Here is a 12,637-nt window from a genome sequence, read left to right on the forward strand (position 1 = left end):
AGCGCGCAACCGGGGCACTGGCATGCTGCATTTGAGTTAAGATACGATGTTCGAAAACCGAGCGCGGCTCAAGGCGCTCTATTCTCAAGGTTCGGGCTCAGGTCTGGCCAGGCGTCGAATCCGAGGATTCGGGGCCGGCGTCCGGTCTGAACCGCCGGTTCACGGTGATACTGACTCTATAGGGACTGCGATGACGGCTTCCTCCTTGGTGGAGGTGGAGAATCTGCATTTCACGCGCGGCGACAGGGATATCTTTCGCGGCGTGGATCTCTCCATACCCCGCGGCAAGATCACGGCCATCATGGGGCCAAGTGGCACCGGGAAGACTACCCTGCTGAAACTGATCGGGGGGCAGCTCAACCCCAGTGGCGGACGCGTCCTGATCGATGGTCAGGACGTCCATCGCCTGTCGCGCAAGGATCTGTTCCAGATGCGTCGGCGCATGGGCATGCTGTTCCAGAGTGGCGCGCTGTTTTCCGATCTCAGTGTCTACGAGAACGTGGCCTTTCCGCTGCGGGTGCACACCGATCTGCCGGAAAGCATGGTGCGTGACGTGGTGCTGATGAAGCTCGAGGCGGTGGGGCTGCGTGGGGCCAGAGACTTGATGCCAGCAGAGCTGTCCGGCGGCATGACACGGCGTGTGGCGCTGGCGCGGGCGGTGGCGCTGGATCCTGAATTGATTCTCTACGACGAGCCCTTCGTCGGCCAGGATCCGATCTCCATGGGTGTGCTGGTCCAGTTGATTCGGCGGCTGAATCAGGCGCTGGGCTTGACGGCGGTGGTGGTCTCCCACGATATCAAGGAGACCCTGTCCATCGCCGACTACGTCTACGTGGTCGCCGACGGGCGGGTCATGGCCCACGGCACGCCGGCATCGCTGGACGTGGAACAGGACGCCCGAGTCAGTCAGTTCGTGCATGGTGAGCCGGACGGCCCTGTGCCGTTTCACTACCCGGCCAACGATTTTTACGATGACATTCTGGGCCAGGGGAGCCGTCCATGATCGAACGAATCACCCATATGGGACGGCGCGGATGTGACCTGCTGGAGGCCGTCGGCCGGGCCAGCATCTTTCTCGGCCAGTCCATGCTGGGGCGCCCCTCGGCAGAAGGGTTCAGCCTGTGGGTGGCCCAGGTCTATGCGGTCGGTGTGCTGTCGTTGGCCATCGTGCTGGTGTCGGGGCTGTTCATCGGCATGGTGCTGGCGCTTCAGGGTTACACCATCCTGGTCGGGTTCGGTGCCGAGGACGCGCTCGGCCAGATGGTGTCGTTGGCCCTGTTGCGTGAACTGGCGCCGGTGGTGGCGGCGCTGTTGTTCGCCGGGCGCGCGGGCTCGGCGCTGACCGCCGAGATTGGCCTGATGAAGGCCACCGAGCAGCTGACCAGCATGGAGATGATCGGCGTCGACCCGCTGCGTCGTATCGTGGCGCCACGCCTGTGGGCGGGGTTCGTCTCGCTGCCGCTGTTGACCATCGGCTTCAGCGTGGTCGGCGTGTACGGCGGCTACCTGGTCGGGGTCGAGTGGCTCGGGGTATTCGAAGGCTCGTACTGGGGCAACATGCAGGCCAGCGTCGGCTTCTTTACCGATATCGGCAACGGCGTGGTCAAGAGCATCGTGTTCGCCATAGTGGTCACCTGGATTGCCGTGTTCCAGGGGTATGATCTGGTGCCGACCTCGGAAGGTATTTCGCGGGCCACCACCCGTACCGTGGTGTATTCCTCCCTGGCCGTGCTGGGCTTGGATTTCGTTCTTACCGCCGTGATGTTCGGCGGGCTTTCCTGATTCTGCGGAGACTGTCCATGAAGCGCAGCAAGACGATGGAGTTTGGTGTGGGCCTGTTCATGCTGGCCGGTATCCTGGGGCTGGTATTCCTGGGGCTCAAGGTCAGCGGCCTGGACCTGCAACGTGCCGACGACACCTACGAGCTCCGGGCCAACTTCGCGAATATCGGTGGGCTCAAGCCGCGGGCACGAGTGACGATGGCCGGGGTGACCGTGGGACGGGTAGAGAGCATCGAGCTGGATACCGAGTTCTACGATGCCGTGGTGGTGATGTCGCTGGACAGCTCCCTGGCCGGCAAGCTGCCGGACGACAGCACCGCGGCGATCCTGACCTCGGGCCTGCTTGGCGAGCAGTACATCGGGCTGTCGGTCGGGGGATCACCGGAGATGATCGCCGAGGGTGAGGCGATTCGTGATACCCAGTCCGCGCTGGTGCTCGAGGAACTGATCCAGCAGTTCGTGTCCAATCTGACGAAAGACTGATCCGGCAGTTTCCGGAGATACAAGGAGGCAACCCATGACCCGTTCTTTGCCCGCAATGGTTCACCTGCGCCGCTGGTTGATGGCGCTGATGATGGTGCTGGCCAGTCTGCCGGCCATGGCCCAGCAATCCCCCGAACAGCTGATTCGCGACAGCGTCAATGATCTGATGGGGATGATCGGCGGCCGAGAGGCCTACTTCATGGACCGTCCCGACGAGCTCAAGCAGATGGTTGACGAGAGTCTGCGTGGCGTCGCCGACTTTCGCTACATCGGCGCCAGTGTGATGGGCCGCTACTTCAACAATGCCACGCCGGAGCAGCGTTCGCGCTTCGTCGAGGTGTTCAAGCAGACCCTGCTCGACACCTATGCCAAGGGCCTGGTGACCTTCGAGTACAAGGAAGTTCGCGTGCTCGATAACCAGTCCGCCTCACGCTATGACGATCAGGACAGCGTCGAGATGGAAGTGGTGGCTACCGATGGCACCATCTACCCGGTCAACTACACCCTGCGCAAGTCCAACGGCCAGTGGCGGGTGGTCAATGTCATCGTCAACGGCATCAATCTCGGTCTGACCTTCCGCAACCAGTTCGATCAGGCCATGCGTGACCACAACCGTGACTACGACGCCGTGATCAACAACTGGTCGCCGGATGTCGGCGTCGACGAACTGGAGCGCGGTGCGTGAGCGTGTTGATGGAAGTGGCGTCGGCCCGCCTGCTCGAGGACGGAAGTACACTCCGGGTGTGTGGCAAGGTCGACTTCGACGGGGCCGCGGACATGGCCGAGGCAGGTCGTGAGTGGCTCCAGAGTCGGGCATCGGGCACCTCGGTGTGCCTCGACCTGAGCGAGGTGGAGCACGTCTCCAGCGCGGCGCTGACCATGATGCTCGAGTGGGCGCGTACCATTCGCCGGATCGGGCTGTCGCTCAACAGCATCAAGCTGTCGGCGCAGCTCAGGCAGTTGACCGAGCTGGCCGGTCTGGATGATCTGTTGCCTTCCAGCACCGTTACCGCCTAGCGGCGGTTGTCTGGCGGCTGGTGTCCGTGATGCGCCTGGTTCGACGTCTGAATCCAGCGCCTTGATCCGGGCTGCTCGCCCTCGCCGCTAGCCCTTCCGGCACCCCCGACCACCGCAAGGTGGCCGGGGGTGTCTTTTTTGTGACGGATGTATAGGTGGAAACCTCGCTGCGTCATCGCCAAGCGCGCCGCTTTTCTTTACCATATGCCCTTTGAGTTTTTTCGGGACGTCACGGCGAGGCCGTGGGCGTCTCCCGTCATTGGTCTGGTCAAGGAGCAGGTGCATGCAACCCAGCGACGTCAAAGCGCTGCTCGAGAGCCGTGTCGACGGCTGTGAATTTCATATCCAGGGTGAAGGCTGCAACTTTCAGGTGATTGCGGTGGGCGAACGCTTCGCCGAGCTGTCACCGGTCAAGCGTCAGCAGGTCATCTATGGTGCGCTGTCCGAGGAAATCGCCTCCGGCGCCCTTCATGCGGTCAGCATCAAGACCTATACCCCCGCACAGTGGCAGGCTGCCGCCGAAAACACCGGAGCCTGATGGTACCGCCTTCATGGACAAATTGATCATTACCGGCAACGGACCCGCCGAGGGCGACGTCTGGGCCAGTGGCGCCAAGAATGCAGCGCTGCCCATCCTGTGCGCCACCCTGCTGTCCGAAGAGCCGGTCACCATCGGCAATCTTCCCCACCTGCAGGACATCACCACCACCCTGGAACTGCTCGGCCACATGGGCGTGCAGGCGGTGATGGGCGAAAAGATGTGCATTCAGCTCAACGGAGCCCAGGTCAGCGACTGCCACGCGCCCTATGAGCTGGTCAAGAAGATGCGCGCCTCGATCCTGGTGCTGGGACCGCTGCTCGCCCACTTCGGCAAGGCCGACGTGTCGCTGCCGGGCGGGTGCGCCATCGGCTCGCGTCCGGTGGACCTGCATATTCGTGGCCTCGAGGCCATGGGTGCCGATATCCGGGTCGAGGGTGGCTACATCCGTGCTACCACGCCGGGCCGCCTCAAGGGCGCCACCATCTTCTTCGATACCGTGACCGTGACCGGTACCGAGAACCTGCTGATGGCCGCGACCCTGGCCGACGGCACCACGGTGCTCGAGAACGCCGCCAAGGAACCCGAAATCGTGGATCTGGCCGAGTGCCTGATCAAGATGGGTGCCGATATCCGTGGTCACGGTACCGACACCATCACCATCGAAGGGGTGGAGCGGCTCCATGGAGCTCGCCACGACGTCATGCCGGACCGTATCGAGACCGGCACCTTCCTGGTCGCAGCGGCGCTCAGCCGTGGCCGCGTTCGGGTGCGTCGTACCCGTGCCGACATTCTCGAGGCGGTGCTGGCCAAGCTCGAGGAGGCGGGGGCCAGGATTACCACCGGTGAGGACTGGATCGAGCTGGACATGGAAGGGCGCAGGCCCAAGGCGGTCAATATCAGGACCGCTCCGTATCCGGCCTTTCCCACCGACATGCAGGCCCAGTTCGTGGCCATGAATGCGGTGGCCGAGGGCTCCTCGCGAGTGGTCGAGACGATCTTCGAGAATCGTTTCATGCACGTGCAGGAGTTGAACCGCATGGGCGCCAACATCGCCCTGGAAGGCAACACTGCCGTCATCGAAGGCGTCGAGCATCTTTCCGGTGCACCGGTGATGGCCACCGATCTGCGCGCTTCGGCCTCACTGGTGATCGCGGCGATGATGGCCAAGGGCGAGACCCTGGTCGATCGTATCTACCACATCGATCGCGGCTACGAATGTATCGAGGAAAAGCTCCACCTGCTGGGTGCTCGGATCAAGCGCGTCCCGGGCTGAGCTTTCTTCGCCCAGCCGGCTCGGACTGCCCGAGCCGGCGCGGGGAAACACGCCACATTGACTTCCAACCCGACAACCGGGCGAGACCATGAGCAAGCAATTAATAGTGGCGCTCTCCAAGGGGCGCATTCTCGACGAGACGCTGCCACTGCTGGCAGATGCCGGCATCCGGCCCGCCGAGGACCTGGGCAAGAGTCGCAAGCTGTTGTTCGACACCAATCTGCCAGACGTCAAGCTGGTGGTGATTCGTGCCACCGATGTGCCGACCTATGTGCAGCTGGGGGCGGCGGACCTGGGGGTCGCCGGCAAGGATGTGCTGCTGGAGCACGGTGCCGAGGGGCTCTATGAGCCGCTGGACCTCAATATCGCGCGTTGCAAGCTGATGACGGCTGGTATTCAGGGTGCCGAGCCCGCCCGTGCCCGGCGTCGGGTGGCGACCAAGTTCGTCAATGTGGCGCGGCGCTATTACGCCGAGCAGGGCATCCAGGCCGAGGTCATCAAGCTGTACGGTGCGATGGAGCTGGCGCCGCTGATGAACCTGGCCGACGAGATCGTCGATATCGTCGATACCGGCAATACGCTGCGTGCCAACGGTATGGAGCCACGGGAACTGATGGCCCATATCAGCACCCGGTTGGTGGTCAATCAGGCCTCGATGACCATCAAGCATGATCAGATCAAGCCGCTGCTGCGCCGCTTGAGCGACGCCGTCGAGGCGCGGCGGCAGGCGGCAAGCTGAGCGCACCAGCCAACGGAACCCGAGGGTTCTCAACGTATGGCCAAGACAGAAGCGGAGATTTCCGACATGAGCCAAGACACGCCCCTGGTGGCCCGACTCTCGACCCGGGACGAGGATTTCGAGTCCCGTCTCACCGACCTGCTGGCGTGGGAAGGCGTGTCGGACCATGGTGTCCAGCAGGCGGTCTCCGAGATCATCAGCCAGGTGCGTCGGGAGGGCGACGCCGCCCTGGTGGCGCTGACCTGTCGCCTCGATCGCCTCGAGGCCTCGAGCATGGCGGATCTGACCCTGGGGGCCGATCGTCTCGAGGCCGCTTACGCCGCTCTGCCCGACGACCAGCGTCAGGCGCTGGCCACCGCCGCCGAGCGTATCCGCGTCTACCACGAACGCCAGAAGCCCACTTCCTGGCAGTACACCGAAGATGACGGCACCGTGCTGGGGCAGAAGGTGACGCCGCTGGATCGCGCCGGTATCTATGTGCCCGGCGGCAAGGCCGCCTATCCCTCATCGGTGCTGATGAACGCTGTGCCGGCCCACGTGGCGGGAGTACGGGAGATCATCATGGTGGTGCCCACGCCCGACGGCGTGGTCAACGATCTGGTGCTGGCGGCGGCGCATCTGGCCGGGGTGGACAAGGTGTTTACCCTGGGCGGTGCCCAGGCCGTGGCGGCGCTGGCCTATGGCACCGAAAGCGTGCCCAGGGTCGACAAGATCGTCGGGCCGGGCAACATCTATGTGGCCACCGCCAAGCGCGCGGTCTTTGGTCAGGTGGGGATCGACATGATCGCCGGGCCTTCCGAGATCCTGGTGGTGTCCGACGGCCAGACCGATCCTGACTGGCTGGCCATGGACCTGTTCTCCCAGGCAGAGCACGACGAAGACGCCCAGGCGATCCTGGTCAGCTGGGACGTGGAGCATCTGGCGGCGGTGGAAGCGTCCATGGAACGGCTGCTGCCGACGCTCGAGCGCGAAGCCATCGCCGGGGCCTCGCTGCGTACGCGCGGTGCGCTCATCGCCTGTCGTGACGAGGGCGAGGCGCTGGAGTTGATCAATCGCATCGCGCCGGAGCACCTGGAGTTGTCGGTGGAGCACCCGGAGCGACTGGCGGAGCAGGTGCGCCACGCCGGAGCCATCTTCATGGGACGGCACACCGCAGAGGCGCTGGGCGACTACTGCGCTGGTCCCAACCACGTGCTGCCGACCTCGGGTACGGCGCGCTTCTCGTCACCGCTTGGCGTCTACGACTTCCAGAAGCGCTCTTCGATCATTCACTGCTCGCCACAGGGGGCGTCTACCCTGGGCAAGACCGCCTCGGTGCTGGCTCGTGGTGAATCGCTGACCGCCCACGCGCGTTCGGCGGAGTACCGCATCAAGGATTGAAGCGACGCAGGGCCGGTGGTCGTTGTGACCGAGCGCCCCCGGCCCCAGACAGGCATCCAGACATGAAAAGGCCCGGAGCAATTCCGGGCCTTTTCATGTCTGGACGGTGGGGCACGCCTGGACACTGCTTCTGCGTTACCCACCTCGGGGTGCGTCTCAGGGGGCTGACTGGCTGCTGCCGGTCTGCTGCGACTGGGATTGGGGCGTGGGGCGCTCGCCGACTTCCAGTTCCACCTCGATCGGCTTGCCGTCGCGGGCGACGCTGACGGTCAGGGTGGTGCCGGGAGCCACCGCAGCGATGTCGCTCATGGTGCGACGCGGATCGATCACCGCGCGACCGTCGACCTCCAGCAGCACGTCTCCGGGTTTCAGTCCCGCCCGGTCGGCAGGTCCCTGGGACACCACGCCGGCGATGATTACCCCGGCTGGCGCCTGCAGGCCGAAGGAAGCGGCCAGTTCCTGGTTCAGCTCCTGGGCCTCGATGCCGAGCCAGCCGCGGATGACCCGGCCGTGGGTGACCAGCTCGTCGAGGATGCTGCGGGCCAGGTTGGCCGGGATCGCGAAACCGATACCCTGGGAGCCCCCCGAGCGGGAGAAGATGGCGGTGTTGATGCCGACCAGGGCGCCGTCGGGGTTGATCAGGGCGCCGCCGGAGTTGCCCGGGTTGATCGCCGCATCGGTCTGGATGAAGTCCTCATAGGCGTTGAGTCCCAGATGGCTGCGACCGGTGGCGCTGATGATGCCCATGGTCACCGTCTGGCCGACCCCGAAGGGGTTGCCGATGGCCAGCGAAACGTCTCCCACCGCGACCTTGCGCGAGTCGGTCAGCTCGATCACCGGCAGGTCGCCGAGATCGATCTTGAGTACCGCCAGGTCGCTTTCGGGATCGGTGCCGATGACCCGGGCCAGGGTCTCGCGGCCGTCGCGCAGCGCCACCTGGACCTGGTCGGCGCCGCTGATGACGTGGTGGTTGGTCAGCACGTAGCCGTCCTCGCTGACGATGACGCCGGAGCCAAGGCTCGAAAGCATGCGTTGGCGCGATGGCACGTCATTGTTGCCGAAGAACTGGCGGAAGAAGGGGTCTGACATCAGCGGGTGGGTTTCCCGTTCCACGACCCGCGAGGAGTAGACGTTGACCACCGCGGGCGCGGCCTTCTCCACCGCCTCGGCGTAGCTCACGGGGCCGCCACGGCGGTCCAGCGGCGCAGCTTCCTTGACCTCGGGGGCAGGCCGTTGCGGTGCCTGCTGCTCGGTGGGTGTCGCTGGTGGCGTGGCGGGAACTACCGTCAGGCTGTCACCGCTCGGTGACGGTAGTCTGCCGAGCCGTTCGGGGAAGGCATTGATCAGCACGATGGCGAGCAGAATGCCGATGAGGACCGGCCAGATATAGGTCGAGAGGGTGCGTCGCATGCGGCGATGATCCTTGGCGCTTGGCAGTGAGGCGGTCGCGGGCCGGCGGGGCGGTGCGTACAATGTGCGCCATTGTAGCATCGCCAACCTGATGCTTGTTTGGAGCTATTTCAGGAGATCTCATGATAGACCGCGACGAACTGGTATCGGCCTGCGAGCAGCTGCTGGAGGCCCGGCGCTTCAAGGACTACACCGAGAACGGGCTGCAGGTGGAGGGCGCACGCACGGTCACCCGTGTGCTCTCCGGCGTCACCGCCTGTCAGGCGCTGCTTGACGAGGCGGTGCGCTGGCAGGCCGATCTGGTGCTGGTGCACCACGGCTACTTCTGGAAGAACGAGCCGGTGGCGGTTACCGGCATGAAGCGCCGGCGGCTGTCGACTCTGCTGGCCAACGACATCAACCTGCTGGCCTACCACCTGCCATTGGACGCCCATCCCGAGCTTGGCAACAATGCGACCCTGGCGCAGCGCCTGGGGTGGACGGTGGAGGGAACGCTGGACGCGCCCATGGGCGAAGGGCTTCTGTGGCACGGTCGGCTGGAAAGGCCAATGGGCGTTGCCGAGCTGGCTGCCCAGGTAGGAGCGTCGCTGGCACGCGAGCCGTTGGTGATCGAGGCGCCTGGTACCGACGCGGTGAGTCGAATCGCCTGGTGTACCGGCGGCGCTCAGGACATGATCATCCCGGCCGCCGAGGCCGGTGCCGAGGTGTTCGTTTCGGGCGAGATATCCGAGCGCTCAACCCACCTGGCGCGGGAGATGGGGATCCACTATCTGGCAGCGGGTCATCACGCCACCGAGCGCTACGGCGTCCAGGCGTTGGGTGAATGGCTGGCGCAGCGCTTTGGTGTCGAGCACCGCTTCGTCGACATCGACAACCCTGCCTGAGCAGCAAGCGCCATCGACCGCTTGTGTCGCTGCCAACGCCAGAGCCCGCACCAGTGTGCGGGCTCTGTCATGGCGGGGTGGTCAGTAACGTGGCGGGCGCGGTTCTGCGTTCTGGTCGTCATTGGCCTGGCGCAGACCGAAGTCCTCTGACAGGGTGCCGCGGTTGCCGTCGGCGTAGTCCCGCGGAATGGCGATATCATCGCTGGTCTCGCCGGGTTCGCTGGGCGGTGTCACCTCGCCGCCGATGGCCTTGCTGCCAAGCTGGCGCGCCGACTCGTGAAGTTGGCGCTGCAGGGTGAGGGCGTCATCGCAGACCTGCCGGGCCAGGTCGTCCATCTGTTGCAGGTGGTCGTCGACACCGTCTTTCCACTCGGTCAGCTGGCGTTCCCGTTCGGTCAGCTTGAGGCGCAGCCTTTGGGCACTGCGTGCGCCGCCGTTGAGCAGGTGGTAGCCCAGTGCGCCGAGTCCAATTCCGGCCACCAGGCAAGCCGCCGCCAGGATCATGTTGAAGTTGCTTGGTTCCACGTAGTTCTCCCTGAGCTCTTTCGGACGACCCGCGGCCGCCGCCGGCCTGGCCGACGGCCCATTATAGAGGCGTTGGCTCATAAAGGGTCAATGGCCTGGGGCCTCCCTTGTCGTGCTGGCGTGATGCGCTGTTGCCGGTCGCGGCCTGGGACCTGCCATTCCTGTGTGGTCTGCGTATAATGCGGCTCCGAACTTGTTGACAGTCAGGACGCTACATGAGCTCTTCCCCGTCGAGCAGTGGTCGGCCAGAAACTCCGCTGGAACGCTACCGGCGCGACCTCCAACGTGATGATTTCACGGTGGATGCCGCCCAGGCCAATGCCGTGGCGCATCTGCAGCGACTGTATGACGAGCTGGTGGCAGCGCCCAAGGCCAAGGCGCCGGCGGCGGCGCGCGACGGCTGGGCGTCGAAGGTGAAGGGCCTGTTCGGGCGCAAGGAGGAAGAGCAGGAGCCGGCGCTGCCAGCCATCTCCGGGCTCTATTTCTGGGGCGGCGTCGGTCGTGGCAAGACCTACCTGGTCGACACCTTCTACGAAGCGCTGCCGTTTCCCCAGAAGATGCGCACCCATTTCCATCGCTTCATGCAGCGTGTCCACAACGAGCTGGATCACTGCAAGGGCGAGAAGAACCCGCTCCGGCTGATCGCCGGCAAGTTTGCCGAGGAGGCGAGGGTGATCTGTTTTGACGAATTCTTCGTCAAGGACATCACCGATGCCATGATTCTGGCCAATCTGCTCGAGGCGTTGTTCGAGCGCGGTGTGGTGCTGGTCGCCACCTCCAACATCGTGCCGGACGATCTGTACAAGGATGGCCTGCAGCGCTCTCGCTTTCTGCCGGCCATCGATCTGCTCAAGCGCCACTGTGAGGTGGTCAACGTCGATTCCGGCGTCGACTATCGACTGCGCGCGCTGGAGCGCGCCGAGATCTTCCATTCGCCGCTGGACGAGGCGGCGGATCAGGAGCTCGAGCGCAGCTTTCGCGAGATCGCCGGTCAGGCGGGGGAAGAGCAGGTGCCGGTGGAGATCAACCATCGCATCCTCAAGGCGCGTCGACTGCACGAGGACGTGGTCTGGTTTGACTTTCTCGAGCTGTGCGACGGGCCGCGCAGTCAGAACGACTACATCGAGCTGGCTCGCGAGTTCCACACGGTCCTGGTGTCCTGTGTGCGGCGCATGGACGCCGCCACCGACGATCAGGCCAGGCGCTTCATCAACATGGTCGACGAGTTCTACGACCGTGGCGTCAAGCTGTTGATGTCCGCCGAAGCGCCGGCAGAGGCGCTCTATGAGGGTGGCAAGCTGGAGTTCGAGTTCGAGCGCACTCTGTCCAGGCTTCAGGAGATGCAGTCCCGGGAGTACCTGGCGCTGCCCCACAAGCCTTGAACCGACGGTGATTGCGTGTGTCCGAGGGGGTGACGGCACGCTTTCGCTCATGTAGAATGCGCGCTCGCTCGACCGTTGTGGCGGCATCGACCGGATTTCCGGGTGCCGCGCAACCAAGAAAAATAGGGATGATCTCTTCGCGGCGTGGTCTCGCTGAACACCTGTCGGGTGTCCAGAACACGACGAAAGGGATCCAACACATCGAATTGGTGATTTCATCCATGAAGACGTTCAGTGCTAAGCCGCAGTCCGTCCAGCGCGACTGGTATGTCGTCGATGCCGCGGACAAGACGCTCGGTCGTCTGGCTACCGAAATTGCTCGCCGCCTGCGTGGCAAGCACAAGCCGGAATACACTCCTCACGTTGATACCGGCGACTACATCGTCGTGATCAATGCCGAGAAGGTTAAGGTCACCGGCAACAAGGCCAGCGACAAGATGTACCATCGTCACACCGGTTACCCGGGTGGCCTGCGTTCCATGACCTTCAGCCAGCTGATCGACCACGCTCCCGAGCGTGTCATCGAAGGTGCCGTCAAGGGCATGCTGCCGAAGGGTCCGCTGGGCCGTGCCATGCACGCCAAGCTCAAGGTCTACGCCGGTTCCGAACATCCGCACGCTGCCCAGCAGCCGCAAGAACTGAACATCTGAGGGGATCTTCGCCATGACACAGCAGTATTACGGTACCGGGCGCCGCAAGACCTCAACCGCGCGCGTCTTCCTCAAGCCGGGCACCGGCAAGATCACCGTCAACAGCCGTGACCTGAACGAATACTTCGGTCGCGTGACTGGCCGCATGGTGGTTCGTCAGCCGCTGGAACTGACCGAGACCCTCGGCCAGTTCGACGTCTATGTCACCGTCAAGGGTGGCGGCGGCAGCGCCCAGGCCGGCGCCATTCGTCACGGCATCACCCGTGCCCTGATGCAGTACAACGAGGACTTCCGTCAGCCGCTGCGTGCTGCCGGCTACGTCACTCGTGACGCACGTGAAGTCGAGCGTAAGAAGGTCGGTCTGCGCAAGGCGCGTCGTCGCCCGCAGTTCTCCAAGCGTTAATCACCCACGCTTGCCGATCAACAACGCCCGGGCCATTGGCCCGGGCGTTGTCGTGTCCGGGGTTCGAAAAATTGTGTGCTGTAGTGCTCTGGTGGTGGGGATCATCGGGTCGCCTGGCGGCGCTTGTTTCCCTCGTTAATCTGTCATCGTCTATGCCTTTTGAGCCGCC

The 12,637-nt window shown here is 64.3% G+C and carries 15 protein-coding genes; 13 read left to right on the forward strand and 2 right to left on the reverse strand.

From position 1 onward, the window contains the following. Positions 1–190: 190 nt before the first annotated feature. The 9 genes from NFH98_RS07390 to hisD all read left to right on the forward strand — a co-directional run bounded on the left by NFH98_RS07390 (position 191) and on the right by hisD (position 7,214). Positions 191–1,003, forward strand: coding sequence for an ATP-binding cassette domain-containing protein (locus NFH98_RS07390; protein ID WP_349622429.1), 813 nt, complete (start codon positions 191–193; stop codon positions 1,001–1,003). After that, complete coding sequence (gene mlaE / locus NFH98_RS07395; protein WP_045993259.1) at positions 1,000–1,782, forward strand: lipid asymmetry maintenance ABC transporter permease subunit MlaE; 783 nt, start codon at positions 1,000–1,002, stop codon at positions 1,780–1,782. Before NFH98_RS07390 ends, mlaE begins: the two co-directional genes overlap by 4 nt. A gap of 17 nt (positions 1,783–1,799) precedes the next feature. After that, on the forward strand, positions 1,800–2,264 hold the full coding sequence (gene mlaD / locus NFH98_RS07400; protein ID WP_045993260.1) for an outer membrane lipid asymmetry maintenance protein MlaD: 465 nt from the start codon (positions 1,800–1,802) through the stop codon (positions 2,262–2,264). Positions 2,265–2,298: 34 nt separating this feature from the next. Then, complete coding sequence (locus tag NFH98_RS07405) at positions 2,299–2,949, forward strand: MlaC/ttg2D family ABC transporter substrate-binding protein (RefSeq protein ID WP_045993261.1); 651 nt, start codon at positions 2,299–2,301, stop codon at positions 2,947–2,949. Then, positions 2,946–3,281, forward strand: coding sequence for an STAS domain-containing protein (locus NFH98_RS07410; RefSeq protein WP_045993262.1), 336 nt, complete (start codon positions 2,946–2,948; stop codon positions 3,279–3,281). Before NFH98_RS07405 ends, NFH98_RS07410 begins: the two co-directional genes overlap by 4 nt. 283 nt (positions 3,282–3,564) lie before the next feature. Continuing rightward, the gene (locus tag NFH98_RS07415; protein WP_045993263.1) at positions 3,565–3,819 is read left to right on the forward strand and encodes a BolA family protein; all 255 of its coding nucleotides are present in this window, start codon (positions 3,565–3,567) and stop codon (positions 3,817–3,819) included. A gap of 13 nt (positions 3,820–3,832) precedes the next feature. Further along, a complete protein-coding gene (murA, locus tag NFH98_RS07420) occupies positions 3,833–5,095 on the forward strand; it encodes a UDP-N-acetylglucosamine 1-carboxyvinyltransferase (protein WP_108132653.1) in 1,263 nt (420 codons plus the stop codon). An 88-nt stretch (positions 5,096–5,183) separates the two neighbouring features. Further along, positions 5,184–5,834 (forward strand): ATP phosphoribosyltransferase, encoded by a 651-nt coding sequence (hisG, locus tag NFH98_RS07425; RefSeq protein ID WP_045993265.1) that lies wholly within the window; start codon positions 5,184–5,186, stop codon positions 5,832–5,834. A 66-nt stretch (positions 5,835–5,900) separates the two neighbouring features. Beyond that, positions 5,901–7,214, forward strand: a complete 1,314-nt coding sequence (hisD, locus tag NFH98_RS07430; RefSeq protein WP_349622430.1) for a histidinol dehydrogenase — start codon at positions 5,901–5,903, stop codon at positions 7,212–7,214. Positions 7,215–7,370: 156 nt separating this feature from the next. Here hisD and NFH98_RS07435 read toward each other — a convergent pair whose 3' ends face one another. Beyond that, positions 7,371–8,624, reverse strand: a complete 1,254-nt coding sequence (locus tag NFH98_RS07435; protein WP_222516955.1) for a Do family serine endopeptidase — start codon at positions 8,622–8,624, stop codon at positions 7,371–7,373. A 122-nt stretch (positions 8,625–8,746) separates the two neighbouring features. Between NFH98_RS07435 and NFH98_RS07440 the strand changes: the two genes are divergently transcribed. After that, entirely contained in the window at positions 8,747–9,508 is a 762-nt protein-coding gene (locus NFH98_RS07440; protein WP_349622431.1) for a Nif3-like dinuclear metal center hexameric protein, read from the forward strand. An 81-nt stretch (positions 9,509–9,589) separates the two neighbouring features. Here NFH98_RS07440 and NFH98_RS07445 read toward each other — a convergent pair whose 3' ends face one another. Then, positions 9,590–10,033 carry a Z-ring associated ZapG family protein gene (locus tag NFH98_RS07445; protein WP_052704392.1) on the reverse strand — a complete coding sequence of 148 codons (444 nt, stop codon included), beginning with the start codon at positions 10,031–10,033 and terminating at the stop codon, positions 9,590–9,592. A 215-nt stretch (positions 10,034–10,248) separates the two neighbouring features. Between NFH98_RS07445 and zapE the strand changes: the two genes are divergently transcribed. The 3 genes from zapE (at position 10,249) to rpsI (ending at position 12,468) form a co-directional block, all read left to right on the forward strand. After that, positions 10,249–11,415 (forward strand): cell division protein ZapE, encoded by a 1,167-nt coding sequence (gene zapE / locus NFH98_RS07450; protein ID WP_349622432.1) that lies wholly within the window; start codon positions 10,249–10,251, stop codon positions 11,413–11,415. Positions 11,416–11,636: 221 nt separating this feature from the next. Further along, positions 11,637–12,065: a 50S ribosomal protein L13 gene (rplM, locus tag NFH98_RS07455; RefSeq protein WP_045993422.1), complete on the forward strand. Its 429-nt coding sequence runs from the start codon at positions 11,637–11,639 to the stop codon at positions 12,063–12,065. 13 nt (positions 12,066–12,078) lie between these two features. Next, positions 12,079–12,468, forward strand: a complete 390-nt coding sequence (rpsI, locus tag NFH98_RS07460) for a 30S ribosomal protein S9 (RefSeq protein ID WP_045993363.1) — start codon at positions 12,079–12,081, stop codon at positions 12,466–12,468. The last annotated feature ends 169 nt before the right edge of the window (positions 12,469–12,637 follow it).

The organism is Halomonas sp. H33-56, assembly GCF_040147035.1.
Lineage (GTDB): Bacteria > Pseudomonadota > Gammaproteobacteria > Pseudomonadales > Halomonadaceae > Halomonas > Halomonas litopenaei.